The sequence below is a fragment of the Methanomethylovorans sp. genome (assembly GCF_041305605.1).
GTDB lineage: Archaea > Halobacteriota > Methanosarcinia > Methanosarcinales > Methanosarcinaceae > Methanomethylovorans.
Genome location: NZ_JBFYLB010000169.1, coordinates 1 through 26,360 on the forward strand (window position 1 = coordinate 1; position 26,360 = coordinate 26,360).

Here is a 26,360-nt window from a genome sequence, read left to right on the forward strand (position 1 = left end):
GTTGCTGTATCAGGTGACTATGCATATGTAGCTGATTCGAGTAATGGCCTTGTAGTAGTTAAAATACATGATTTGACAGGACCCGGTGGTTCGGGAGGCAATTCTACGGTCACTCCCGGTGATGAGACAGATGAAAGGCCTATAATCTCAGGAATAGGCGATAAATCGGTAAATCTGAATGAATTGCTGACATTCACGGTTTCAGCAACAGATGCAGAGGGCGATGCTATCGTGTACTCTGCTTTGGGTATGCCGGAAGGAGCTACTCTTGATGCGAACACTGGTGTTTTCAGTTGGACCCCGGATACTGAAGGTAATTATCAGGTGACATTTACTGCAGAGGCCAACGGTCTTACTGATTCGGAAACCGTAACTATTGTTGTACTTGCTTCAGATGATGTTTCTTCGGAATCACAGATATCGAACCTTTCAGGGGAGGATATCGGTTCAAGTTCTATCACATTGACATGGACAAGTTCTTCGGATGTGGCTCTTGTTGAAGTGTATCGTAATGACATTCTGATCGGCAACGTTACAGGGTCCGTATCGACATATAAAGACACTGGCCTGGACAGCGATACCAGTTATGCCTATTCTTTGTTGCCATATTATACCAATGGAACTCAAGGTAACACGGCAACTATCACTTTAAGCACATCTTCTTCCAGCAGTGGTAGCAGTGGCGGAGGAGGAAGTAGCGGAGGCAGCAGCACAAAGAGCAGTAGCAGTGGTGGTGGAGGCGGCGGTGCCGGAAGCGTAGAAGACTTTGAGAATGTAGCTATGAAAGATGTTGCCACTGTTTATCTTAGAATGGATTCCAATGCCACCTATGAGTTCTCAAGAGAGGGTAATGACATTCAGTCAATTAGTTTGTATTCTCTTAAGAATTCAGGTGAAATAACATCCACTATAGAGGTTCTGAATAACAGGTCAAAGCTTGTGAGCGATGATCCCGCAGGGCTAGTATACAAATATATCAATATATGGGTAGGAAAGTCAGGATTTGCCACTGAAGCTAACATCAAAGATGCAGTGGTCAAATTCAAGGTGAATAACTCATGGACCGAGGATATGAGTGTAAGCGCTGAAAGCATAAGGTTGCAGAGATATGATGGAACTTCATGGGAAGTACTTCCTACAACTTTGGTAAGCAATATGGAGGGCTATGTGATATTTGAGGCTCGAACGCCGGGCTTCTCTCCTTTTGCTATCACTGCAGATACAGCACTTGCAGCTTCTGTAAGCAATAGCACAGATACAAAGTTGCAGGCTACAGGATCAGAAAACCTCTTGAAAGATCCTATCCAGACGGAAGGTGCAGACCATGGACAAACAGAACCGGAAAAGTCCAATCTCTGGACTTTGATCATGGCTGTACTGGCAATAGGATTGGTTGCAGTTGGATATATGTACACGAAGAAAAATTGAAGCTACATTTTTGCCCCTGTACTGAGGTACAGGGGTATTTCCAATTTCATGGAATGTTTCAGAATTAATTAGAATATCTACAATGTTGTGCTAAAAAATCAAAGTCCTCTGTTGCTGAGGAGCTGGTGAAAAAAATGCAGATCAAATTAAGTGGATCAATTCGTTTTGGAATGATGTTGTTCTTTGTAATGATTACCGCAGGGGTCGGAATGGCAGACAACATAAACATGGGAGTTGTCAGTCAGTTCAGTGGAGAGGTCTCCGATGTTGTGGTAGTAGGTGAATATGCATATCTAGGCCAGAGCCAGGACTTTGTTATACTCGATATTAGCGAAGTTTTAAATCCTTCCGAAGTGGGCAGGGTAACTGCTCCCTCAGAAGTGTATGATGTTGCCATTTCAGGTAGCTATGCCTACGTCGCCAATGGTGATAATGGTCTTGTTGTCATAGATATCAGCACTCCTTCTTCTCCAAGCCTTGCAGGCAGTTATGATACCGAGGGGTTTGCATGTGACGTTGATGTATCAGGCAATTATGCTTATGTAGCTGATACCAGTGGCCTTGTTATTGTTGATGTCCGCACTTCCGCATCTCTCAAACTTGCAGGAACATACGATACTATTGGTTCTGCAAACGGTGTTGCAATATCTGGTAACTATGCCTATGTAGCCGATGACAGCAAAGGAATTTTTGATGGTAGCAATGGTCTTGCAGTGATCGATATCTCTGTTCCTTCCTCACCAAGTCCGGTGGGAATATATGATGCCATTTATGCTTATGATGTTGTTATCTCTGGAAATCATGCTTATGTTGCTGATTATAATGGTCTTGCCATTCTGGATGTGAGTGATCCTTCATCGCCGGCTTTAGCAGGCAGTTATTCCACAGATGGCGATACAAATGATGTTGCAGTATCAGGTAATTATGTCTATCTAACTGATTATAGTGGTCTTGTTGTTTTGGATGTCTCTGCTCCTTCTTCCCCGGGCCTTGTAAGCAGTTATGACACTGGGGGTAATGCCAATGGTATTGCGGTTTCAGACAATTATGTCTATGTAGCTGATTCAAATAGTGGTCTTGTTGTTCTTCAGGAGGGTGTATCAGGCGGATCGATCGCTATTGAAGATAATTCAACATCCGATACTGCAATTGAAGGAAGTGTAACAGGAGCACTTGAACTTTCGCTGATAGGGGATAGATCTGTGAAAGAGAATGAACTGCTTACATTTACAATTTCAACTGCAGATGCAGATGCAGGTGTCGTATACTCGGTTTCGGATCTTCCAGCAGGAGCTACTTTTGATCCAAATACCGGTGTTTTCAGCTGGACTCCGGATACTGGTTCTGCCGGGGCATATACAGTTACATTTGCAGCAGGATTGGATGGTCTGACCGATTCTGAAACGATAACTATTACTGTGATGGGTTCCAGTCTGGAGCAGACTTCATCGATGACTGTTACAAACCTCCAGGAAACAGGTTTGGGTTCGAATTGGATCCGGTGGGAATGGACCAACCCCGATGCTCCGGATTTCAGTCATTTTGTGATATACATAGATGATGTAGCTGTCAGTAACACATCAGAAAGTGTTTATACTTCAACTGGACTGGATCAAGGGGTCTCTCATTCGATAACCATCTATTCTGGTGACACTTCCGGGAATATAGATCAGGAGGGTGTTCAGGACTTAGCCACGGCTTTGATGCTCCAGGATATTTCCAGTATCTATGGAAACAATATTACGTCCAGTTCCATTACACTTGTATGGGAAGCTTCGAATGCTACAACCGGAGTACAAATATTGCGCGATGATTTAACCATTGGAAATGTTAGCGGATCAACATCTTATCTGGACACTGGTCTGACCGCTGATACAACTTATAACTATACTCTGATCCCATACAAAGAAGATGGAATGGAGGGTGCAACAGTATTTTTCAGCCTTAGGACCCCTTCTTCCGGTCTACCTGATGTAGAAAGCATCTCTAGTTCTGAAGATACTGCTAACCTTCTAATGACAGATGTTGCAAGCGCTTATCTCGCAATGAACGCTAATGTAACTTATGAATTTACAGGAGAGGGTAATGATATCCTTTCAGTTAGCTTCTATTCTCTTCAGGATCTGGGAGATGTGACATCCGCAGTAGAAGTACTGAATAATAGATCAAAGCTGGTGAGCAGTACCCCTTCAGGACTCGTGTACAAATATATCAATATCTGGATCGGAAATTCAGATTCTACTACGGGATCCTCTATAAAAGATGCCAGGGTTAAGTTCAAGGTAAATGATTCCTGGCTTCAGGAGATGGGTTTAACTGCTGCAGATGTGAGATTGCAACGATATGATGGCGGTGTCTGGGAAGTATTGCCAACTATCCTGGAAAACAATAATGGGGAGTATGCTGTATTCGAGTCTCATACCCCTGGCTTCTCTCCCTTTGCTATCACTGCAGAAAAAGAGCTTGCTTCTTCTGCAAATGCTGATATGGGCAAGGTTCTGTCAGGAAAAGGTCAGGAGCAGACGCAAGCAGAACGATCCAATACATTGATAATTGCCATGTCCATCCTTCTGGCAGGAGTATTTGCAGCTGGGTATTTCTATCTTAGGAAAGGACATAATTGATCAGTAAAATCCCCTGTCAAGATCAGGGGATATCTTTCAGACCCTTCCATTAACTTACAAATGATTTATTTGTCGGAATCAGTTTCAGTATTTAATTCATTCCAATCTCTCTTTTGCTGTTTTTATTTATTTTATTCATTTACTTTTTAAGTAGAGCGTACAGACGTCCTTGTTTATTCACGTATGTAACTAAAAAAGCATACAATTAGCAAAAATATACTATAAAAGGATATGTTTTTTTAAACAACTTTAAATACTTCTTCATTAAACTCTATCATAGATGACACAGGAACAAACCAAATCAAAATCCTCTCTAATTGAAAGTAGGTGATGCATCTGCAAATCAAGTTAAAAAAACTAATATACTTTGGAGTCGGGTTGACTTATGTTGGAATAGTACTGTTCTTAGTGTCAATGACCGCAGGAGCAGCCTTGGTTGATAATGCAACAATTGAATTAATATCAGCCATTGAGGATGCCAATGGAAAAGTTGAAAGTGCAACTGCCGGAAATGATCCTGGTCAGTATCCCCAATCGGCAATAGATGCATTCGAAGCAGCCATTGATATAGCACAGGAAGTTGCTTCTAATCTAGATGCAACTATAGATCCAGATGCAACTCTAAAGCAGATAAAACAGGCCATTACAGACCTAAAGGCAGCTGAATCAGAATTTGATGCAGCTAAAATAGAAAGTGTAAATAAGGATGCATTAATTTCGGCAATTAGTTCTGCTTCGACTAAACTGGAAGGTGCATTTGCCGGAATTGAGCCTGGCCAATATCCTCTATCGGCCATCAATGCTTTTGATACGGCTATTGCTAAAGCAGAGTCTGTTGCTGATGACAGTGGTGCAACCCAGGCTGAAGTGAACGAGGCTTTAACAGATCTTAAGGCAGCTGAAGCAATATTCGATACAACTAAAATAGTAAGTGTAAATAAGATTGCATTGACCTCTACTATTGGTGCAGCATCTTCAAAAGTGAATAATGCAGTAGCAGGAGCAGGGGTCGGTCAATATCCTCAGTCTTCAATTACTTCATTTAAGGAAGCTATTGGCCAGGCACAGGTAGTTGCTGATGAGGCAGGTGCAACTCAGGCGGAGGTCAATCAGGCTATTGGAGACCTTAAAGCCGCTGAAACAATATTCGATGCAGCTAAGATCGCAACCGGGGATTCAACTCCACCAGCATCTGTAACGAACTTACAAGACAGTGCTATAGGTTCAACCTGGATCAGATGGACCTGGACAAATCCAACAGATCCTGACTTTAGCCATGTTATGGTATACATTGATAACTCATTTGTTACAACTACCTCTAATGCCTATTACGAGTTAACCGGGCTGGCTGAAGGCACCACATATACTATAGGTCTCAAAACCGTAGACGATCTGAGTAACATCAATCCTGAACTGGTCGATGCTGCAGCGACCACAACAACCACTGCAACCATAATTCCTGAAATCATTAGTATTTCTGGAAAGGATATTACAACTACTTCAATTACAGTGGTATGGGAGTCTTCGAGTGACACAGCCAGCGTGAAAATAAGCAGGGATGATATGTCCCTTGGGACTGTGAGCGAACCAGCATCATATGTAGATAGCAATCTAGAGAGCGGTACGACTTATAGTTATACTTTAGTCCCATATGCTAATGATGGACTCGAAGGTAAAGCAGTAAGTGTTAGCCTGAAAACTCAATCCTCCGGTAAGAGTGGAGGGGGAAGCAGCGGTGGCAGCAGTAGTAAAAAGAGTAGTGGCGGCGGCGGTGCTGGCAGTGTTGAGAACTTTGCGAATGTAGCGATGAAAGATGCTGACAATGCATATCTGAGGATGGATTCCAATGTCACCTATGAGTTCTCAAGGGAGGGCAATGATATCCATTCTGTTAGTTTCTTTTCCCTTAAGAACTCAGGAGAAATAACCTCTACAATAGAGGTTTTGAACGACAGATCAAAACTGGTTAGCAGGAATCCGGATGGCCTGGTATATAGATATCTCAACATCTGGGTGGGTAAGGCTGGCTTTGCTACTTCAGATAATATCAAGGATGCCCGTGTTAAGTTCAGGGTTGATAACTCCTGGATCCAGGAAATGGGTGTAGATCCTGCAGATGTAAGGTTACAGAGGTATAATGGAGTTGTGTGGGAAGTACTGCCTACAACTCTGGAAAGCAGTACAATGGACTATGCAATATTCGAGGCCAAGACCCCTGGATTCTCTCCATTTGCCATTACAGCCGGAAAGATGCTTGCATCTTCTGCAAATAGTGATGGTTACAAAGACTCCACACAGGTCGAAGATATCGCTCTTGAAGGAACGCAGCCGGAAAAATCGAAGATATGGACTTACATTATGATCATTATCCTGATCGGTCTGTTTGCAGTTGGATACGAGTACTTGAAAAAAGAACGGCAAGATTGATCGGTATTTTCCCCCTGTAGAAAAGATGTAAAGGGGAATTTACGGTAGCAGTGTGATTATATAATGTGACAGTAGTAAAAGGTATCATATGTAGGGGACGTTCGAGCCTATAAGTATAAATATGAGTTTAAGTCAACTATATAGTATATAGTAAAGAAACAATTTGCACACATTTATTTTATAATAATGTAATTTAGTGGGATGGGTCAACTGATAACATGAGTTGATCGTAAGGGGTATCAGTCCTCTCTAACTTGTGGAGTGGTGGGCAATGCGAATCAAGTTAAGTGGATTAATCTATTCAGGGATAGGATTAATTTACTTTGGACTAATGTTGCTATTTGTGATAATGACTGCAGGCACCGGCTTGGCAGATAATTCCACTGTTGACAAGAGTGAATTAATATCAGCTATTACTGCAGCATCTGTAAAAGTGCAAATTGCAGTTGCCGGGGTCGAGCCCGGTCAATATCCCCTGTCGGCAATCAACGCTTTCGATTCAGCTATTGCCAAAGCAGATTATGTTGCTGATGATAGTGATGCAACCCAGGCCGAAGTGAACGAGGCTTTAACAGATCTTAAAGCAGCTGAAGCAATATTTGATGCAGCTAAAATCACATCTGTTAATAAGTCTGCACTGATATCTGCTATCAATGCTGCATCTACTAAAGTGGAAAATGCAGTTGCCGGAATTGAGCCTGGCCAATATCCCCTATCAGCGATCGATGCTTTTGAAGATGCAATCGATAAAGCAGATGCAGTTGCTGCTGGCAGTATTGCAACCCAGGCCGAAGTAAACCAGGCCATTAAGGACCTTAAGGCCGCTGAAACAATATTTGATGCTGCTGAAATAACATCTGTTAATAAGTCTGCACTGATATCTGCTATCAACGCTGCATCAATTAAAGTGGAAGGTGCAGTTGCAGGGACAGGACTTGGTCAATATCCTCGATCAGCGATCGATGCTTTTGAAGATGCAATCGATAAAGCTGAAACAATTGCTGAAGATACTGGTGCAACTCAGGCTGACATCAACCAGGCTATTAAAGACCTCAAAGCAGCTGAAATAATGTTCGATGCGGCGAAGATCACAACTGTTGACCACACACCTCCGTCAACTGTGACAGACCTTAAAGAGAGTGGTTCAGGTACAAGCTGGATCAGATGGACATGGAAAAATCCCGGTGATCCGGATTTCAGTCATGTGCTGATATACCTCGACGGTGTATTCATCAGAGATACATCAAATGCTTTTTACAACGCTACCGGCCTGGTTGGCGGAACTGTACATACTATCAGTATAGAAACCGTAGACGCCAGCGGAAATATCAATCCTGCTCTGGTGAGTGATTCTGCAACAACTCAAGTTCCAATTGATATAGTGCCTCCATCACCTGTAACAGGTCTTAAAGAAAGCACCGTGGGTCTGGATTGGATCAGATGGACTTGGACAAACCCAAAAGATGATGATTTTGCATATGTTATGGTATATTTTGATGGTGAATTTGTCACAAATACTTCTGATGTTTTTTATAATGCGATCGGACTTGCTGAAGGAACAAATCACACGATCATCGTCAAAACTGTGGACACTTCCGGGAACATTAATTCTAGATCAGTAAGCGATTCGGCTACAACCAAGGTTACGGACAGGACACCTCCGGGACCTGTAACAAATCTTCAGGAGACAAATGTCGGTGCAAGCTGGATATACTGGACATGGACCAATCCCATTGATGCAGATTTCAGTAATGTGAGGCTATATATCAATGGAAAGTTTATCACAACTACCTCCAACAATTATTATAACGCAACGGGACTCAGCAACGGCATCGAACATACCATAAGTATCGAAACGGTAGACACTTCGGGGAACATTAATGATGTGGAGGCAACTGATTCAGCCACAACAGTGAAACTACCTGTAATTTCAAATGTGATCGGAAAGAACATTAGAGTCAATTCGATCACACTGGAATGGGATGCTTCTGAAGATACTGCAGCGGTACATATAAGCCAGAATGGTATTTTCCTCGATAACGTAACCAGATCAACTTATGTACATGGTGATCTGAACAGCTCTACAACCTATAATTATACGCTGGTCCCTTACAATGAAAATGGATTGAAAGGAGAAGCAGTGAGTATTAGCCTTACGACAACATCTTCAAGCAACAGCGGAGGAGGAAGCAGCGGGGGCAGTAGTAGTAAAAAAAGCAGCAGTAGCGCGGGTGGAGGTGGCGGTGCAGGTAGTGTTGAGGATTTTATAAATGTAGCCATGAAAGATGCAGATAACGCATACGTCAGAATGAATTCCAATGTTACCTATGAATTCACAAGGTCAGGCAATGACATCCGGTCTGTTAGCTTCTATTCCCTCCAAAACTCAGGCGAGATCACCTCCACCATAGAGGTCCTGAACAACAGATCAAAGCTTGTTGACACCGATCCTGAAGGTCTTGTATACAAATATATCAATATCTGGGTAGGTATGGCTGGCTTTGCCACTTCAGATAATATCAAGGATGCCCGTGTTAAGTTCAGGGTGAACAATTCATGGATGGAGGAGGTGGGGGTAGATCCTGCAGATGTAAAGCTGCAGAGATATAATGGAACTTCATGGCAAATGTTGCCCACTTACATGGAAAGCAATACTACAGGCTATGTAATGTTCGAAGCTCAGACTCCGGGTTTTTCTCCATTTGCGATTACCGCTGAAAATCCGTTTACTTCACCTCCGGATAGTTATGCAGAGGCATTATCTATCAATGCAGCAGATGTGGGTCTGGAGAAAACGAATCCAGGAAAGTCCGTAATATGGACATTTATTATTGTTTTTGTATTGATCGGAGTTCTTGCGGTCGGATATGAGTACCTAAAGAAAGAGTAAGATTAATCTGCTTTACATCCTTTACCAAATACCAATGAAAGGAACAGTTCTTGGAATAGAGGGTACTGCATGGAATCTCAGCGCAGCTATAGTTAATGAGAAGGATGTTGTCGCTGAGGTTACACATACTTATGTGCCACCCATCGGGGGTATTCACCCCAGGGAAGCTGCACAGCACCATGCCAGATTTGCTTCACATGTAATAGGGAAACTGCTTGAAGAAGGACGAAAAAAAGGCATATTCAGCTCTATGATAGATGGCATAGCCTTTTCTCAGGGTCCGGGTCTTGGGGCATGCCTGCGTACTGTAGCTACGGCTGCACGTGCCCTTTCCCTTGGTCTGGATGTGCCCCTTATAGGCGTCAATCATTGTCTTGCACACATAGAGGTTGGTCGCTGGAAGACGCCCGCCAGGGACCCTGTGACACTATATGTCAGTGGTGCCAACTCACAGGTACTGGCGTATAAAATGGGAAAGTACCGGGTGTTTGGTGAGACACTGGATATAGGTCTTGGAAACGCATTGGACAAGTTTGCCAGGAATGCAGGGCTTACTCATCCGGGTGGTCCCAAGATAGAAGAACTGGCCAGGAAGGCAAAGAATTACATTCCAATGCCCTATGTGGTGAAGGGCATGGACCTCTCCTTTTCAGGGCTTTCCACAGCTGCTACGGATGCCCTTGTCCGGGCCAGCCTTGAAGATGTATGCTATTCTTTTCAGGAGACGGCTTTTTCGATGGTAGTGGAAGTAACAGAAAGAGCACTTGCCCATACCGGCAAGAAAGAGGTCCTGCTTGCAGGGGGTGTCGGAGCTAATATGCGCCTTCGGGAAATGCTTCAAGTAATGTGTGAGGAACGAGGTGCTTCTTTCTATGTCCCGGAAAAACGTTTTATGGGTGACAATGGAGCCATGATCGCCTATCTGGGTCTTTTGATGCTGAATGCTGGTAGTATCTTATCTGTTGAGAACTCTCATGTGAACCCTAATTTCAGACCGGATTCAGTGGATGTTACATGGATCAATGAAAAGGATCTGGAAGGTGATGCTTAAATGTACCTCGCCAGAGGAGCAGAAGCGGTGATCGAACTTGAAGGAAGCATAGTGATAAAAGAGCGCATTCCTAAAAAGTACCGCTTACAGGAGATCGATGAGCGCATACGCAAAGAAAGGACACGTGCAGAGGCGAGGCTTATTTCCGAAGCCCGCAGAGGCGGAGTACCTACTCCTGTCATATATGATATACAGGATTTCAGGATAGAGATGCAGTATATTGAAGGTAAGCCCCTGAAACATGTCATGGACGAGGAAATGAGCAAAAAAGTTGGCCAGCTTGTAGGTCGCCTACACTCGAATGGCATTATACATGGTGATCTGACAACTTCTAACATGATATTTTCTAATGACAGAATATACCTGATCGATTTTGGGCTGGCTTACATGGACAGCGGTCTCGAAGCTCAGGGTGTGGATGTGCATGTACTTTTCCAGACATTCGAGAGTACCCACAGTGATCATGAGAAATTGATAGCAAGCTTCTGTCTGGGATACAGGGAAATTTTTGTATCGGCTGATGCAGTGATAGAACGTGTGAAAGAGATAGAGAAAAGAGGTCGTTATGCGTAAGATAGTTTTTGTAACCGGTAATAAAGGAAAATTTAGTGAAGCCAGATCCATACTTGAGGCAAAACACATCGAACTGCTTCAAAACACAGGGGGCTATCCGGAATTGCAGGAAGATGACCTGGAGCCCATAGCTTCATTCGGAGCAAAATGGGCGGCTGAAAAACTGCAGATCCCTGTTATGGTGGACGATTCGGGTCTTTTCATTAATGCACTGAATGGTTTTCCAGGTCCTTACTCTGCTTTTGTGGAAAATAAAATGGGTAACAAGAGAGTGCTCAAGTTAATGGAAGATGAAGAAGATCGTACAGCTGTTTTTAAATCAGTTATCGGTTACTGTGAACCGGGAAAAGAAGCTATTGTATTCACAGGCACGGTTGAAGGTCTGATCTCTTTTGAAGAAAGGGGTACAGGAGGATTTGGTTACGATCCCTTATTTGAGTACAAGGGCAGGACTTTTGCAGAGATGGGTGATGAAGAAAAGAACAAGTTTTCTCACAGGCGCAGGGCACTGGATAAGTTCTTTGAGTGGCTGCCTAAGTAAAGGTGACATACTTTGGGGCGAAATTTCTTCACAGATACCGAAGGTATAGACACCATCCCTCTGAAAATGGTAGTATATCTGGTGATCACAGGCTGTGTACTTGCTTTGATAGCAATATCATGGAATGCCATAGTTCCGTTAAAGCAGGGGTATGATGTTGAGAAACAACTGTCTGAGGCATCTCTTGAACTTCTTTCCCTTCAAAGAGGCAAAGCACGCGATTTATCTTTGCTTTTCAGCACCGAAGGCAGCATGTGTTCTCTTGAGCTTGATTTTCCACGGGAGATCACATACGTTGGATTTGGTGTGGACCCTGATCCTGATAATGATGGCAATGTAACGAATTCTGCCTGGAACATGGAAAACAATACCATCATTTACGGATATGACAATGGTGTCAGGAAAAGATGGCTCATTGAAGGTGAAAATATCAATTTCTGCCAGGGCTTCCGGGCAGATAGCGGTAAATGGTTCCCTGATAACACACTTGATCCTTCCACTAACATGGACAAAGGTGTTGTCATTGAAAAACCGGTATCAGGAACCTATGTTTTTGAACTTGTCAGAAATAACGGCACTTACACTTTATCTCATTTTTCTTAATAGTCCCTGAAAACTCTCAGGGACTACATGGATAGAAAAGTGTTAATACCTCAGCAGGATGTACCTGTTATCGAAATATGCACCCGGTGTTGTGAAATCGAATACTACGAGTGCACCTGCTTCAGGACGGACCTGGAAAGAGACTTCGGTCCTTGGTTCCAGGCCATCATAAGTGTTGTCTTCTGCAGAGAACACACGTCGTATATCCACTACTACTTCCATTATATCTCCGGTTCGCAGTACTGGCTGACTGGCTTTGAAAACGGTGTTGTCGCGAATCCTTATCGGACTTACTGAGAAATACTCTTCCGTAGGCAGATGCACATCTGCCCTCGTATCAGATATATTGTATCTCACATTTGCTACATGAGTACCATCTGAAAGGTAGATTATCAGTTGTGAGAGGTCAACATCCTCACTACCTGGCCCAAGGGAAAGAGAGATGTGCAGTTTGGCTATCTGTCCGTAATCCAGTTCATTATCCACTATTATAGTTCCACTCGTGCTTGATGATGAATCAGATACTGTGAAATTGTATGTACCAGGCTCCCCGAATCTTTCCTCATAGTAAGAGTATTCACCTACACTTGCATTTGCATCATCTGTAGATATATCAAAGGGTCCATCGTCAGAGATCCACTCCACCATTCCTCCTTTTGGGACGGTGGCATTGGTGCCTGAGGGCACACCATTTGTAACAGTGATCGTTTCGTAGCTCGCACGTTCTCCTTCTACTCGGTCTACACGCAGATTGGATGCTACTTCTCTTGTAGTTTCCTGGCCAGTCTGCGAAGCCTTCTGTTGTAACACTCCGGATGTCTTGATGAGAAGCGCGGACGCTACTGCAGCTACCAGGACCATTGAAATGAATATGATGAGTGTACCAATACCTACTTGTGCACTTTCATCTTTGTGCACCGAATGCTTCCTATTTGCTTTCGTGCGATTTCCCTCAAGTAAATTAATAATGAATATTGGTAAGTGATAACTACAATGTTTTATTGTAACTTATAGTATATTAATTATATTATAATTAAACTCCTGTTTGGTCAGTTAAGTCTAATATAGCATGTGTTCTATTTAAATTAATCTATTAATATAATATATGTGAAAAAATGTCCTTACAAATTACTCTTCAATAAGAATAGCACGTGCCGGTGCACCATCACAACCTGTGATCTTCAATGGAAGACAAATAAAAGTATAACATCCTTCTTCCACTTTTTCAAGATCAAGGCATTCGATAATATTAATCCCATGGGAAAGCAGTGATCTATGCAGTGGAAGTTCCTCTTGATTCTCTATAGAGAAAACATCAACTCCCAATACTTTAAGCTCTTTGTCCTTGATCCAGGAAGTAACGTCTTCACTCAAACAAAAATTACAGGCTCTTTCAACTGAACTGGTAGCACCTGTTTTTAATAATAATACCTCTGTTCCTTCTCCGGGATCAATTGTCTTCCATGCTATATCCAGATGTTCGGCATGGATTGGGCTTTCAATGCAACTCATATCCAGCAAAATTGCACGTCCTATAAAACTTCCAGGAAGCAGCATATCCACAGAAAGACCCTTCTCCAGTACATGGGAAGGTGCATCGACGTGTGTGCCAGTGTGGCTTCCCATAGTTATAATTGAAATGGCGAACCCATTTTTTCCGATGGAACATACCTGTTCGACAATTGTTTCCGGGTCTCCGGGATATACAGGCATACCTTGCCGTATGGGTGAAGTTATATCTATAACCCGTTTACCCTTGAGTATCATTGATATTTCTCGTCCACGATCTTCTGGGAATTGTTAAGAATTTTTTCTGCCTGTTCCATAGTAAGCCCCGCCCCCATTGCAATTTTCAGGGCAGTGTCCCGGGTAATAAGGTTTTCAGGACTATGTGTATCGGTATCCACCACACACTTTGCTCCAGCTTCAAAAGCTATCCTGGCTACATGACCATTGGTGCGGTTATGTCCACTCCTTGCTGTTATTTCAAGGTGGACATTATTCTCTACTGCTTTTTCTGCCTCTTCAATAGTTATAAAACCAGGATGAGCAAGAATATCTACTTCAGCAAGTTCCACAGAAGCATTATTCGTTCCGGGAGCGACTGGTTCTACTATCGTTTCCCCGTGCACTACTACTATTTCCGCACCAAGTTCCTTTGACAGACGAGCCATCTTGCATATCTTGGCAGGAGGAACATGGGTAATCTCCACTCCGACAAGTACCCTGATATCCATTACCTCTTCTAGGTACTTTGCCTTGCTCAAACACTTTAGTACATGCTCCACATTGGTAAAGTCTGCATGATCAGTTATAGCAATAGCTCTGTATCCGTGCATGACAGCTCTTCTCACGAGCTCACTTGGGATAAGTTCACCGTCACTGAATAAGGAATGTGTATGCAAGTCTATCATGATGTCACCATTATTTATACCTATATAGAATGTCATTTGAAATAAAGATTTATATCATCAATGCTGATATGCAGAATACTATTAACCACCAACTAACAACAATTGTATCTTAAGGTCACTTAAAGGAAGGATGAAACAATTGCCCGGAATTAGAAGAATGGTCCTGGACGTTTTAAAGCCACACCACCCCTCGATAGTAGAATTTTCTAAAAAATTAAGTGTTCTGCCGGGTGTCTCCGGTGTCAACCTGAGTTTGTATGAAGTTGATCAGCAGACAGAGACTATTAAGATCACCATTGAAGGGGACGACCTGGACTATGAGGAAATAAAGCAGTCTATAGATAATCTCGGTGCTGTGATCCATAGCATTGATGAGATAGTAGCAGGGCACAAACTTGTAGAAGAAGTAGAGACGCTGCAGGAACGGTAAGTACCTCGCTTAACCTTCGGAATGTTCCGGTCCCTATAGCTTCATAGTGGCCGTTTCCATATTTTGCATGATCTTCTGATATTCCAGTGAATTTGTCTGTGACTGAAGACCTGCAATGATCCCTGATAAGCTGTTATGCTTTTTGAAGTTTTTCCAGCTGTCTTTTCAGATCGGCCAACTATAGGCTTTAAACTTTTAAATATCTTCAGTATCTTGCAATAACATCAGCAAAAGCAAAATTAGGTTTGACATCCTTCACTTTTACTCTAACTTTGTCTCCTTCACTTGCACCTTTGACAAAAACGACAAAATCCTGGATCCTGACCACTCCATCACCTGTTGAGCCAGTGCTGGTTATTTCTACATCCAACTCTTCACCTTTCCTTACAGGAACGTTAAGGAACTTCTTGGCCACAACATATATTTCCGCACTTTGTGATCGGGATGCTACCGGAGAGAAGGATTTTGTAAGAGTAAAACTGTTACTTGCATCGTCAAGGAAACTCTTAAATATATCTCCCTGAAACACCTTTACCACAAAATGACCCTCGGGCTTAAGGATCTTTATCGCACATCCGAGTGCTGATCTCGCAAGGTCTATGGACCGTGCGTGGTCATAGCTCCAGTTACCTGAAAGGTTAGGGGCAGCGTCGCAAATGACCACATCCACTCCACCCTCACCGACCAGGTCAAAAATTTTTTTTATTGTTTTATCCGAAGTTATGTCTCCTTTTATTGTCTCCACGCCTTCAATTGGCGAGATGCGCTGCAGGTCCACTCCTATAACCCTTCCACCTGAGAGTTTTTTGGCCACTTCCAGCCAGCCACCGGGGGCCGCTCCCAGGTCAACTACAGTATCCCCTTCCTTGATTATTGTAAATTTCTGGTTGATCTGCAATAACTTGAATGCAGCTCTAGACCTGTAGCCTTCTTCTTTTGCACGCCAGTAATAAGTATCTCTTCTATCCCTTGCCATTAGACCCTGCCTGTTAATTTCATTGTTTTAAGTGTTCTATCCTTTTACTTAGTTCCATTAGATGCCCGGCTGCGATCCCAAATTTGCCCGGTAGCCATGAATCATAGTCATAATATAGGTTCAGCAAGTCACTATAATACAATTCCAGTTTTTGTATTTCCTCACTGCCACCTTCAATGGCTCCGATCCCCATCTCAAGGTCATGAATTCTCTTTTGGAAATTCTGCAATAATTTCATTGCAATGATGCCTATATCTACTTTCCTTACGGATAGTTTCAGGATATCAATGACCTGGCTAAGTTCAGTGGGGGTCTCAGGGAATGCATTTGGTCCAGTTATGAAATATGTAGTTCCATCGGCTTCTGTTCCTGGCATGTCCTCTGCAGAAACCGACTCAAGAAGATGCTCTTCTACAGCATCAATGCAAAGTTCATGCAGCGCATTGGTTTCGTGAGTAGAATCTCTTAATTCAGATATCTCTTTATCCACAGCACATATTTCATCGAAGGTAACGGCACCCAGGACATAGACTATACCTGTAAGCTCAGTAGCGGATATCATAAGACCATGCCTTGAAGGTAGGATATACCATAACTAAGAAAGAGGGTAATAAAGTTACCTACAACTTGTATCTTCTACACGCAAGTGACTTGAGAAGGATAGAATCCGGATCATTTTTACCGATATGGATATCCAATGAATGTTCTATTACCTTGCCTTTGAGGTCCACATTCTCCAGAGCTGCTCTTGCAAGTTGTATATCTCCTCCCATTAGTATGTAATCTGGTTCCTGGCCCACATCTTCTAGTACCCGGGCAATAGCAATAAGCACTTTTTCCACATGATGGGCAATATCTTCATCTCTTAGGCGTTCAAATCTTCTCTGACTAAAGCCACCTTTCGTATGCTTTGCTTTGACACTGCTTCTTATGATCTGCGATGTAATTAGATATTCCCCATCTTCAGTATAGCCTATAAAACTTTCACCGGCATGTACTATCACGATCAATACACTTGTCTCCCCTTTTAAAATCTGGTCAAGTTCGTCTACATAGAATTTTTCATTGATAGAGAAATGATGTTTCGCTATGGGTAAAGGCGGCAGGATTATCTCGAATACCAGATCATCAATGTCATGAAAAACTATGATTCCCGTAGGGGATTCCAATTTTTCCATTATCCGTATACTTTTTTCGTTAAAATGCTGCAGGAATCCTCTATCTATGTTTTCCATCTTATAGTTCTGCGGAAGGTACATAGTGATAAAAGTATGCTTTACTGAACGCATAGAACCCAAAATCGAAAGCATTTGGCGTGATTCATGCATATTTAAATACACTGGTACAGGTATGGATATGTGTTCCTCTTCTGTTGCCTGTGATTGGAGTTGCTCGGTCAGAGTTGTTATTCTGGCTTCTGCTTTGTTCAGTGCTTCCTCAGCGATCTGTTTTGAAGAAACTGCATTTCGTTGTGTTTCCTTGCATTTTTCCAACTGTATCTTCAGCCTGTTATTATCGGCCTCAAGCTCGGCAAGATCAGACTGTAGCCTGGTTATCTCTTCTAATTTTTCCTTACCCGAATACCTGCCGATCAATGAGGTTATATTGTGTAGCACACGATCCTTTTCGGTCATTGGATTATAAAAAGATGCCAGCCTTAAAAAGATGATGTTCTTATCATCTTAAATGGCATATCGTTGCATCTTTGTTGTTTGTATTGATGATCACATGCTGTCTGCGAAAGAAAAAATAACCGTGTAATTGCAGAATATGATCAAATAGAAGAAAGACTGCAAAAATGCAGTCTTCAAATTTTACTCAAGATAGATTGCCGGTCTCATTGGAGCAGCAAATCTGGACTTGTTCTCAGGGTCATAATCTGGTGCATCTGCACTGTAAACTTCTACTGTGCAGTTAAATTCCTTCTCAAAGAAATGCTGGTTCTCTCCCAGGATCTCAAGCTCGTCCAGCTCATAGCCATCGAACATCTCCAAACGGTCCACTTTCATGCTGGTGATATCAGGAACTATCTTCTGTACGAATTTTGGTATCTCTTTTCCGTACGCCCGGTTTGCCGGCTCTGCCATCAGGGCCTTGATCAGAACACCAGGATTAAGTTTTCCTTCGGCCTGCATCTTCAGAGCCATTTGGAAAGCTTTTTTCTTCCATGCTGCAGATGTATACAAGACCACCTTCTTTGGTGTCATCTTTGTGACCTTCAGTATCTCCTCGATGTCCTCAAGTGTGTTGTCCACAAGTTCCTCTGCAAGCTCTGCATTACTATTAAGCAGGCTGGCATCAAAGGTCGGGTATGAAGCAAGGGATACAATATCATTACCTTCGTGACCCAGTGCCTGCCATATCTCTTCGCATACATGTGGTGTGAATGGTGCCATGAGACGGACCCAGGTATCCAGCATATCGTAAAGCAGGTGGCTGCCACCTCTCTTCTGATACCACTTGATATCATTAAGTAGCAGGAAGAATGCATTTTGCAGGGCACTGCGTGTCCTCAACGATGTCATGTCGTTGTTTGTTTCCCTAATGCGCTGCTGGAGACGACTGAGCATCCATCTGTCTATCAGATTGAGCTCTCCGCACATACCGCATACAGCACCGGAGTCGATGATCTCCCTGGCAAAGGAGTAAAACCTTTCCACCTGTTTCTTTGCAGCTTCTACGCCACTGTTCCTCCAGTCAGCATCTTGTGTCTGTTCTGCACTTGAAAGAATGTACATGCGGGCGATATCTGCACCATACTCATCCACTGCGGTCCTGAGAGTAAGCAGCGGACCTTTGGATTTGCTCATCTTTTGTCCCTCAAGGGACACAAAACCATTGACCGCAAGAGCCTGAGGCCATTTTTCCTCATTAAATATAGCTACGTGGTGGAAAAGGAAGAAGAGAAGGTGGTTGGGGACAAGGTCTTTACCAGAAGATCTGAGGTCCACAGGATACCAGTAATCCAGATCCTCTTTCATCTGTGCTATGAGTTGCTCATCAAGACCTGTGGATGCTGCTGTTTGCTGCACGCTACCCTTGCCCAGGAGCACATAATCGAAAAGTTGTGGGGTGAGGTGTTCCGGACCAATACCGCGGGCAAAGAACTTGTTGGTGATATAGTATGTCATATAGATCGTGGAATCACCAAGCGACTCAATGAGCCATTGATCATCAAAGGGCAGATGCGTACCAAGACCTTTTTTCCTTGCGCAGGCCTTATCCTTGAGCCAATCTACCTTGTTGTTGAACTCTACCCTGTACTCTTCGGGAATGATCTCCATTTTCTCAATGCATCTGTAAACTTTATCCTTCCACTCAGGGTTGGAATAGTTGAGGAACCACTGCCCTTCGACCATATTGACCACACAGGGAGTTCCGCAGCGGCATACCACCGGTTCGCTGAACTCGTAGAATACCTCTCCTATACCCTTACTTATAAGGTCCTGGGTGAGTACGTCCTTGATCTTGGATACTGCGATACCCGCATACTTTCCGGTATTCTCTTTGAGCACACCGCCATGGAACTCTCTCCTGTATACGATCTTAGTGGCCTCTTCGGCTTTGGGATCATTCTGGTCCTTTACACCAAACTGTTGCACAGCCTCCACAGCAGGATATTCTCCAAATTCCTTGGCTGCTATAAGGGAAATGAACTTTATATTGCGGAGGTCTTCTTTGATCCCGTACTGTGAAAGGTCTCTGTCATACAGATCCTTCAATGCCAGGTAGTCATAAGGTGCATGAGCGGGCACACTCATCACAATTCCGCTACCATTCTCTCCTCTTACGAAAGAGGCGGGCAGTGTAATAACATCATGGCCTGTGAGCGGGTTCTTCACTTTGATACCTATGAGCGATCCAGACGGGACGTTTTCCACGAATTCTACTTTCCTGTCCGTGAAAGTAAGCTTCCTGTAAGCTTCCTTGCTTACAACCCAGAACTCTTTCTTTCCATCCTTTTCCACTTTGATTCTGACATGCTCTATATCGGGATTGATCCAGAGGTTCGTAACACCGAAAATAGTCTCAGGGCGCAGGGTCGCGCAAGGCAGTACCATGTCATTATACTGGAATTTGACAAAAGTATAATCAATAATTGTTGCTTCTTCTCCGTGCAGAATATCATGATCTTCCACAGGATTATTGTCGTTCGGGCACCATTTGACAGGGTGCGATCCCTTAACGATCAGATCCTTTTCATGCAACAGGTTGAACTGCCATTCGATGAACTTTTTGTAAGTTGCATCTGTAGTAGTGAACTTGCGCCTCCAGTCAATAGAGTAGCCTATCGAGCGCATGGCCTTTTCAGCCTCTTTGCTGAAATACTCCACTATCTTTTCAGGTGTGACCAGTGTTTTCAGGATATCTGCGGGTATGCCATGCAGTTCCGAATATACCTTCATGGTCTGAGGATCGCGGTTAGCTATCAGTTCGGCAAGACCTACGATAGGTGTTCCCGTGACATGGAAACCCATGGGGAAAAGTACGTTATATCCCTGCATTCTTTTATATCGTGCTATAACGTCTCCTATGGTGAAGGTACGTGTGTGTCCCGCATGTAAGTTACCGTTGAGATAGGGGTAGGGGATTGTTATAAAGAACTTTTCTCTCTCGTCTGGCTCAGGCTGGAAGACCTTTGTATCATCCCATGTCTTCTGCCATTTTCTTTCTATCTCACACGGTATGTAATCCTGTTCCATGGTTATGCCTTTCCGGTATACCTGTTATTTTGGTGTTCAGTCAGTAATTCCATCCGGAATCCATTGAATACCTTATTTATATGTTGATTACCACCTAAATAACTTCCATCCACATAAAGCCTACTCTTTCTCATCCAGCAAAATGATTCTCGGCATATTATGCAATGATGTATAGTCAAAACTAAGTACAGAGAACAGGATCATTCTTTGATCATCAGTATCTTCAGCTTCGAAGTTGAAGTGTCTCACCACAGCATGGACAGTTGATGTTCCCTTCATCACAATGTTCGCAGGGGGTCACTACTTCAAGCTCGAATCCACAACTATCACAGAAATAGTGTTCCCCAGTCTGCATATCACAGCGCTTCATTTTCTCTCCCATAAAAAATGGTTTCGAAGAGTACTTATAATTTTGCCTGATCTCTACGAACATACCGTTATGCTTATTCTCAAAGAATTGAATTTAGTTCCATGCATATTGAGTTCGTAAGTGGTCGTATATTTATAGACGATCTGAAGGCATTTCTCAAAACTACCGCAGACATATCGAAGGCAAATGGTTGTATAATTCAGGCCATAAATGCAGATAAGATAGCGGGTGAAAAACACTTGTATTTCGCAGTGACAAAAGCTCTCAGGGCATTTGAACAAGGAAGGAATGCTGCAAAGGATATGGGTATCGAGATCATGCGCTATGCTTCCGGGAAACGCCAGATAGAGGAGGCATTTTCCATGGGTGTGTTTCAAGGCCGGAACAATATTGTTTTCGTAGTTATAGGCGAGGAAGACTCAGTTCCTTCATGTGCGGATATACTAAAAGAGATGATCGTGCCTGTAGATGTCATTCAATATCTGCTGTCCAAAAGGGAAGGACTTATCCTGCAGTTCGGGATCACCGCAGATGAAATAACTGTCGTAGGCGAGCAGATGGTCCCGGAACTTGTGATAGAGCGGGTGGCACTTGTGGATGTATTGAAGTGATATCTACGAAATAGTAATATATGACCGACCAGTAACTTGCCATTATTAATAAGTTAATAACATTACCATACGATTATAGACATTATTATGGGAGAGTTCGAATTCATGCCACATAAGAAAACAGCAGAAGGGATGATCAAATGCGCAGGACCTATTGAGTGTGCCCTGTTGCCAAGACTTCTTCAGGTTACAGAAGCAGCAGCTATAGCAGCATCTTATCAGATGGGCAGGGGAGATAAGAATTATGCTGACCAGGTTTCAGTGGAAGCCATGCGCAGGACTCTGAATTACCTTGACATGAAAGGGATCATAAAGATCGGTGAAGGGGAAAGGGATGAAGCTCCTATGCTATACATAGGTGAGCATGTTGGTACCTGGGAGGGTGATCTCGAAGTGGATATTGCTGTGGACCCCCTTGAAGGTACCAATCTGGCAGCCAATGGTACTCCCGGTGCTATATCTGTAATGGCAATGGCCGAAAGGGACGGTCTTTTCCACGGACCTGACATATATATGGATAAGATAGTGGTAGGTCCGGAGGTAGTGAAATATGAGAGGCTTCATCCCGATGAAAGTATAAATCTTGATTCTCCTGTGATCGATAATCTGGAGATAGTGGCAAAGGCACTTAACCGTAATATCGATGAACTCGTGGTCGTGATCCTTGACAGGCCAAGGCATGAGGATAAGATCACAGAGATCCGAAAAACAGGTGCACGAGTTAATCTGATAACCGACGGCGATCTGATGCCAGGAGTTGCTACAGCCATACGTGGTTCGGGTGTTCATGTGGTAATGGGTGCCGGAGGCTCAGGGGAGGCAGTGCTTACTGCTGCTGCCATGAAGATACTGGGTGGTAAGGTCCTTGCGAGGCTTGTGTTACCTACGGTGGCTAATGGCAAACCTGAGGAAGCTATAGCTAAGGAAAAAGCCGAAAAGATGCCAAGGCTTGAAAAGATGGGTATTACGGAGAAGAACATGCACGATGTGCTTGACATCAACCGGCTCGTTCCCGGCAATGATGTGATCTTCTCTGCAACAGGCGTAACTCCGGGTACTCTTCTTAAAGGTGTGCACCTCTTTGGAGAAGGCGATGCAAGAGTTCACAGTCTGACCATGGGCAGTTCAGGCGTTGTGAAATTTACAGATACTCTCTACATACATGACAAAGAGACCACTCCTCTGCGTTTCGTTTGATAATGAAAGTTCACGTTGCTACATTTGGTTGTTCGGCCAACCAGGCGTCTGCAGAGGTCATGATGGCGACCATCAGGAACCTGGGGCATGAGCTGGTATCTGAGAAGCATGCTGACGTGGTAGTGCTAAACACCTGCACTGTCAAGTATTCCACCGAACAGAAGATCCTTCATAAGATCAAGGAACTGGGGGAAAAAGGCATCGAAGTAGTGGTAGCCGGATGTATGCCTGAAGTACAGCTTGATGACATCATCCGGAACAATCCCGATGCTCACATTTTGGGAGTGAACTCCATCTCAAGGATAGGAGAGGTGTTAAATTCAATTGTTATACTCGGGATTTCATCTGAAAGTACTTCCCGGCAAGCTCTGCACGTGTTTTCTCATGAACCCGAAGGTTTTATCAATGTGCCAAGGTTCAGGTTTAATTCCAATATACACATTTGTCAGCTTTCCCAGGGATGCAACAATGCCTGTTCCTATTGCATAGTCAGGTTCGTAAGAGGTCCGTTGAGGTCTTTTGATCCTGATCCCATTATAGAGGATATACGACAGGGAGTTGCCGAAGGCTGCAGAGAAATATGGCTCACCTCCCAGGACAATGCCCAGTACGGTATGGACATAGATCTTAGGCTTCCTGAGCTGCTTAAGAGGATATGCGATATACCAGGCGATTTTAAGGTCCGTGTGGGTATGATGAATCCTTTTTCTGTGCTTCCCATACTGGAAGAATTACTGGATGCTTTTGAGCACAACAAGATCTACAAGTTAGTCCATTTGCCTATACAATCAGCATCTAACGATGTTCTGAAGAGGATGAACAGGTTCCATTCCATAGAAGAGGCGAATCGTATGATCAACAGTTTCAGGGACCGTTTTGATGATATAACCCTGTTCACTGATATTATCGTGGGTTTTCCGGGGGAGAAAGATGTTGATTTCATGAAAACAGTGGAATGGGTGAAGGATTACAGGCCCGAAAAGGTGAATATTTCCAGATATACCCCCCGTCCGCATACAAAAGCTCTTGAATACCGTACCCTCGATTCACGTATCGTTGCACAGCGCTCCAATGAACTGCACGATGTATGCGAACAAGTTCAAATAACTGTCAGGAAGAATATGATGGGATGGAAAGGCAGGGTTTTCGTTTCCAAGGAGGCGAAGGTCAAAGGTCTCATGGCCCGTACCAGTTCTTATAAACCTGTAGTGATCCCGGACTCAAATGCCATTCCAGGAAGTTTTTATGAGGTGGAGATCTTCGATGCTACTCCCGGATATTTCCTGGGGAGGGTAATTACTTAAAGGTTCTAAAGCCATTTATTAATTAGTTGCCGTTCTCTGATCTATATTGCATCCTTTCCACAATCGTCTTATCATATAACTTTACAATGTCACTGCGCGTGATGATCCCAAGTATCTTTCTGTTATCTTCCCTTGATACTACAGGAAGTCTGCCTATGTCTTTTGTTGCGAGGCGTTGAAGTACGGTGTTCAAAGATTCATCCGGGTATGCAAAAACTAAATTAGAAGTGGCGATCTCGCCGATGGTCTTGTCAAGTTCCCCCTGTTTTACCTTGTCCCGAATGTCTTTCAGGGTCACAATACCCCATAGATTGCCTTCTTGGTCCAGCACTGGAAATCCTGCATGACGGCTGGATTGCATAAGTGCGATGAGCGCCTCTACCTTCTTATTCACTGAAATGGTCTGCACTTCTCTTTTCATGGCATCGGAAACTTTTAAAGATTCCATTATGTCCACTTCCTTTCCTTTCCGTATGGTAAATCCGCGCCTGCGCAGTGATTCGGTGAAAATGGATTCTGGATGGAGGGCACTTGAAACAAGATTGCTCAGTACACACGCAAGCATTATGGGAAGTACAAGACCATAATTTCGTGTAAGTTCAAAGAGAACAAGTATTGCAGTAAGGGGTGCACGACTAATTCCGGTGAAAACAGCTCCCATGCCAGCTAATGCATAAGCTCCGGGCTCGGATGTGATCCCTGGGAAAATGCTGTTGACAATGAATCCATAAGCTCCCCCAAGCATGGAACCTATGAACAGGGCAGGAACAAAGGACCCTCCTGACCCACCTGAACCCAGGCTCAGGGAAAATGCAACAATTTTCAGCAACAGTAGTATCAATAATATATTAAATGCGATCTCGTTTTCCAGCACTTGGCTTATGGTCTCGTATCCAACACCGAATATTTGTGGATAGAAGTACCCTATGCATCCCACACATAGACCTCCTACTGCAGGTTTTGTTATGGGGTGTATATTGAGCGCATTGAAAAAGTCCCGGGACTTGTAAAGCGAACGCATGAGTATCACTGACACCAGTCCTGCCAGCAATCCAAGAATAAGGTATAGGACAGATTCATGCATGGGGCTTATGAGCTGATAATCGGAGATCTGTATAGGCCGTACTCCAAAGATAACATTGGAGACAAGAGTTGCAAAGACAGCAGATATGACGATGGGGACCAAAGTAGCGGATTCCAGTTCTCCCAGAATCACTTCCACCGAGAATACCACTCCGGCAAGAGGTGCATTGAATGCTGCGGCAATGCCTCCTGAAGCACCACATCCCAGCAGTATCTTCAGCCGGCTTCCCCTCATTTTAAGCATTTGCGCCAACGTAGAACCAATTCCTGCACCTGCAAGGACCACAGGAGCTTCTTTACCTGCAGAAGCTCCTGACCCCAGAGATATCACAGAGGATAAGACTTCCAGGAACACAGTTCTTGGTTGCATCTTACCTCCGTGCAAAGTAGTGGATTCTATTACATTCTCTATGCTGTATCTTTTCTTTTTCATGAACCTGTGGGAAATTATGCCCACCAGCAATCCCCCAATGGCAGGTATGAATATTACATAGTAGTGCTGAATGTCGGATGTAGGTTCGAAGAATAGTTGAGAACTTAATTTAAGTGCATAGTCGTACAGGACAATTGCAATACCTGTCAATACTCCTACTATCACTGCCAGTGAGTTTGAAAAAACAGACTCATTGTTAAACCATTGCATAAGATTTTGTTTCTGGTGCTGCAATAGTTCATTCAGATGCAAATGTTCCATCCTGTCTCTCTTCACTTGAACTCCATGCTAGTTTAGCTTCAGGAAGTATACGAACCAAATAATATAATAATAAATACATTTAATTTTGCTATAATATAATTGTTTTCTTTTGTTTGGGCTTCCCTTAACCTTATCTATTATTATTCCATATAAAATAATATACATGGTCAGGGAAAATATGCTCGACAAATTGTTCGATCCGGATGTTATTGCAGTCATAGGGGCATCCCGTACAGAAGGTAAGGTTGGTCATGCTGTACTGAAGAATCTCCTGCAGGGAACCGGTCATAAGGTCATCCCCATCAATCCAAATGTTGCTGAGATCTTAGGATCAAAATGTTATGCCGATATTCTTGATGTGCCGGAAAAGGTAGATCTTGCTGTTATAGTGGTTCCCGCAGCTGCAGTTCCTTCTGCAATAGAAAAATGTGGCCAGGCAGG

22 protein-coding genes are annotated in these 26,360 nt (G+C 43.5%); 13 read left to right on the top strand and 9 right to left on the bottom strand.

The features are described from left to right. From ACCM36_RS10330 to ACCM36_RS10365, 8 genes are all read left to right on the top strand, one after another. On the top strand, window positions 1–1,428 hold a 1,428-nt coding region (locus tag ACCM36_RS10330; protein ID WP_370573678.1), incomplete at its 5' end, for a PGF-pre-PGF domain-containing protein. A 134-nt stretch (window positions 1,429–1,562) separates the two neighbouring features. Then, complete coding sequence (locus ACCM36_RS10335; RefSeq protein WP_370573679.1) at window positions 1,563–4,052, top strand: PGF-pre-PGF domain-containing protein; 2,490 nt, start codon at window positions 1,563–1,565, stop codon at window positions 4,050–4,052. Between the two features lie 378 nt (window positions 4,053–4,430). Then, a complete protein-coding gene (locus ACCM36_RS10340) occupies window positions 4,431–6,479 on the top strand; it encodes a PGF-pre-PGF domain-containing protein (RefSeq protein ID WP_370573680.1) in 2,049 nt (682 codons plus the stop codon). Between the two features lie 349 nt (window positions 6,480–6,828). After that, on the top strand, window positions 6,829–9,369 hold the full coding sequence (locus ACCM36_RS10345; protein ID WP_370573681.1) for a PGF-pre-PGF domain-containing protein: 2,541 nt from the start codon (window positions 6,829–6,831) through the stop codon (window positions 9,367–9,369). Between the two features lie 34 nt (window positions 9,370–9,403). After that, a complete protein-coding gene (locus ACCM36_RS10350) occupies window positions 9,404–10,420 on the top strand; it encodes a bifunctional N(6)-L-threonylcarbamoyladenine synthase/serine/threonine protein kinase (RefSeq protein ID WP_370573682.1) in 1,017 nt (338 codons plus the stop codon). After that, the gene (locus tag ACCM36_RS10355) at window positions 10,421–10,993 is read left to right on the top strand and encodes a Kae1-associated kinase Bud32 (RefSeq protein WP_370573683.1); all 573 of its coding nucleotides are present in this window, start codon (window positions 10,421–10,423) and stop codon (window positions 10,991–10,993) included. It begins immediately after the preceding gene. Continuing rightward, window positions 10,986–11,534, top strand: a complete 549-nt coding sequence (locus ACCM36_RS10360; protein ID WP_370573684.1) for an XTP/dITP diphosphatase — start codon at window positions 10,986–10,988, stop codon at window positions 11,532–11,534. The genes ACCM36_RS10355 and ACCM36_RS10360 overlap by 8 nt, the downstream gene beginning before the upstream one ends. Before the next feature lie 12 nt (window positions 11,535–11,546). Continuing rightward, window positions 11,547–12,137, top strand: coding sequence for a hypothetical protein (locus ACCM36_RS10365; protein ID WP_370573685.1), 591 nt, complete (start codon window positions 11,547–11,549; stop codon window positions 12,135–12,137). A 42-nt stretch (window positions 12,138–12,179) separates the two neighbouring features. Here ACCM36_RS10365 and ACCM36_RS10370 read toward each other — a convergent pair whose 3' ends face one another. The 3 genes from ACCM36_RS10370 to ACCM36_RS10380 form a co-directional block, all read right to left on the bottom strand. Next, window positions 12,180–13,055 (bottom strand): archaellin/type IV pilin N-terminal domain-containing protein, encoded by an 876-nt coding sequence (locus ACCM36_RS10370; protein WP_370573686.1) that lies wholly within the window; start codon window positions 13,053–13,055, stop codon window positions 12,180–12,182. A 210-nt stretch (window positions 13,056–13,265) separates the two neighbouring features. After that, the gene (locus ACCM36_RS10375; protein WP_370573687.1) at window positions 13,266–13,904 is read right to left on the bottom strand and encodes a cyclase family protein; all 639 of its coding nucleotides are present in this window, start codon (window positions 13,902–13,904) and stop codon (window positions 13,266–13,268) included. After that, window positions 13,901–14,551, bottom strand: a complete 651-nt coding sequence (locus ACCM36_RS10380; RefSeq protein WP_370573688.1) for a histidinol phosphate phosphatase domain-containing protein — start codon at window positions 14,549–14,551, stop codon at window positions 13,901–13,903. The genes ACCM36_RS10375 and ACCM36_RS10380 overlap by 4 nt, the downstream gene beginning before the upstream one ends. A 130-nt stretch (window positions 14,552–14,681) precedes the next feature. Between ACCM36_RS10380 and ACCM36_RS10385 the strand changes: the two genes are divergently transcribed. Continuing rightward, complete coding sequence (locus ACCM36_RS10385) at window positions 14,682–14,981, top strand: DUF211 domain-containing protein (protein ID WP_370573689.1); 300 nt, start codon at window positions 14,682–14,684, stop codon at window positions 14,979–14,981. 205 nt (window positions 14,982–15,186) lie between these two features. Here ACCM36_RS10385 and ACCM36_RS10390 read toward each other — a convergent pair whose 3' ends face one another. From ACCM36_RS10390 to ACCM36_RS10410, 5 genes are all read right to left on the bottom strand, one after another. Beyond that, window positions 15,187–15,957: a 23S rRNA (uridine(2552)-2'-O)-methyltransferase gene (locus ACCM36_RS10390; protein ID WP_370573690.1), complete on the bottom strand. Its 771-nt coding sequence runs from the start codon at window positions 15,955–15,957 to the stop codon at window positions 15,187–15,189. A 19-nt stretch (window positions 15,958–15,976) separates the two neighbouring features. Further along, window positions 15,977–16,519, bottom strand: coding sequence for a hypothetical protein (locus ACCM36_RS10395; RefSeq protein ID WP_370573691.1), 543 nt, complete (start codon window positions 16,517–16,519; stop codon window positions 15,977–15,979). 58 nt (window positions 16,520–16,577) lie between these two features. Then, window positions 16,578–17,591 (bottom strand): Vms1/Ankzf1 family peptidyl-tRNA hydrolase, encoded by a 1,014-nt coding sequence (locus ACCM36_RS10400; protein ID WP_370573692.1) that lies wholly within the window; start codon window positions 17,589–17,591, stop codon window positions 16,578–16,580. A gap of 180 nt (window positions 17,592–17,771) precedes the next feature. Further along, window positions 17,772–20,660, bottom strand: coding sequence for a leucine--tRNA ligase (leuS, locus tag ACCM36_RS10405; RefSeq protein ID WP_370573693.1), 2,889 nt, complete (start codon window positions 20,658–20,660; stop codon window positions 17,772–17,774). A 223-nt stretch (window positions 20,661–20,883) separates the two neighbouring features. Further along, window positions 20,884–21,030 (bottom strand): hypothetical protein, encoded by a 147-nt coding sequence (locus ACCM36_RS10410; protein ID WP_370573694.1) that lies wholly within the window; start codon window positions 21,028–21,030, stop codon window positions 20,884–20,886. 101 nt (window positions 21,031–21,131) lie between these two features. On the opposite strand from ACCM36_RS10410, the gene cgi121 reads away from it, so the two are divergent. From cgi121 to ACCM36_RS10425, 3 genes are all read left to right on the top strand, one after another. Further along, window positions 21,132–21,641, top strand: a complete 510-nt coding sequence (gene cgi121, locus ACCM36_RS10415) for a KEOPS complex subunit Cgi121 (protein ID WP_370573695.1) — start codon at window positions 21,132–21,134, stop codon at window positions 21,639–21,641. 105 nt (window positions 21,642–21,746) lie between these two features. After that, complete coding sequence (gene glpX, locus ACCM36_RS10420) at window positions 21,747–22,838, top strand: class II fructose-bisphosphatase (protein ID WP_370573696.1); 1,092 nt, start codon at window positions 21,747–21,749, stop codon at window positions 22,836–22,838. Window positions 22,839–22,840: 2 nt separating this feature from the next. Beyond that, window positions 22,841–24,142 carry a tRNA (N(6)-L-threonylcarbamoyladenosine(37)-C(2))-methylthiotransferase gene (locus ACCM36_RS10425; protein WP_370573697.1) on the top strand — a complete coding sequence of 434 codons (1,302 nt, stop codon included), beginning with the start codon at window positions 22,841–22,843 and terminating at the stop codon, window positions 24,140–24,142. A 22-nt stretch (window positions 24,143–24,164) separates the two neighbouring features. Here ACCM36_RS10425 and ACCM36_RS10430 read toward each other — a convergent pair whose 3' ends face one another. After that, a complete protein-coding gene (locus tag ACCM36_RS10430; protein ID WP_370573699.1) occupies window positions 24,165–25,919 on the bottom strand; it encodes a chloride channel protein in 1,755 nt (584 codons plus the stop codon). Between the two features lie 163 nt (window positions 25,920–26,082). Between ACCM36_RS10430 and ACCM36_RS10435 the strand changes: the two genes are divergently transcribed. Then, a partial coding sequence (locus ACCM36_RS10435) for a CoA-binding protein (protein WP_370573698.1) occupies window positions 26,083–26,360 on the top strand: 278 nt, incomplete at its 3' end.

Excerpts from the sequence above, each read along its gene's own strand:
- cgi121 (WP_370573695.1), top strand. The coding sequence starts at position 21,132 with ATGCATATTGAGTTCGTAAGTGGTCGTATATTTATAGACGATCTGAAG.
- ACCM36_RS10385 (WP_370573689.1), top strand. The coding sequence starts at position 14,682 with ATGAAACAATTGCCCGGAATTAGAAGAATGGTCCTGGACGTTTTAAAG.
- ACCM36_RS10390 (WP_370573690.1), bottom strand. The coding sequence starts at position 15,957 with ATGGCAAGGGATAGAAGAGATACTTATTACTGGCGTGCAAAAGAAGAA.
- ACCM36_RS10335 (WP_370573679.1), top strand. The coding sequence starts at position 1,563 with ATGCAGATCAAATTAAGTGGATCAATTCGTTTTGGAATGATGTTGTTC.
- ACCM36_RS10375 (WP_370573687.1), bottom strand. The coding sequence starts at position 13,904 with ATGATACTCAAGGGTAAACGGGTTATAGATATAACTTCACCCATACGG.
- glpX (WP_370573696.1), top strand. The coding sequence starts at position 21,747 with ATGCCACATAAGAAAACAGCAGAAGGGATGATCAAATGCGCAGGACCT.
- ACCM36_RS10355 (WP_370573683.1), top strand. The coding sequence starts at position 10,421 with ATGTACCTCGCCAGAGGAGCAGAAGCGGTGATCGAACTTGAAGGAAGC.
- ACCM36_RS10400 (WP_370573692.1), bottom strand. The coding sequence starts at position 17,591 with ATGACCGAAAAGGATCGTGTGCTACACAATATAACCTCATTGATCGGC.
- leuS (WP_370573693.1), bottom strand. The coding sequence starts at position 20,660 with ATGGAACAGGATTACATACCGTGTGAGATAGAAAGAAAATGGCAGAAG.
- ACCM36_RS10410 (WP_370573694.1), bottom strand. The coding sequence starts at position 21,030 with ATGAAGCGCTGTGATATGCAGACTGGGGAACACTATTTCTGTGATAGT.
- ACCM36_RS10425 (WP_370573697.1), top strand. The coding sequence starts at position 22,841 with ATGAAAGTTCACGTTGCTACATTTGGTTGTTCGGCCAACCAGGCGTCT.
- ACCM36_RS10360 (WP_370573684.1), top strand. The coding sequence starts at position 10,986 with ATGCGTAAGATAGTTTTTGTAACCGGTAATAAAGGAAAATTTAGTGAA.
- ACCM36_RS10350 (WP_370573682.1), top strand. The coding sequence starts at position 9,404 with ATGAAAGGAACAGTTCTTGGAATAGAGGGTACTGCATGGAATCTCAGC.
- ACCM36_RS10395 (WP_370573691.1), bottom strand. The coding sequence starts at position 16,519 with ATGATATCCGCTACTGAGCTTACAGGTATAGTCTATGTCCTGGGTGCC.
- ACCM36_RS10380 (WP_370573688.1), bottom strand. The coding sequence starts at position 14,551 with ATGATAGACTTGCATACACATTCCTTATTCAGTGACGGTGAACTTATC.
- ACCM36_RS10430 (WP_370573699.1), bottom strand. The coding sequence starts at position 25,919 with ATGGAACATTTGCATCTGAATGAACTATTGCAGCACCAGAAACAAAAT.
- ACCM36_RS10345 (WP_370573681.1), top strand. The coding sequence starts at position 6,829 with ATGACTGCAGGCACCGGCTTGGCAGATAATTCCACTGTTGACAAGAGT.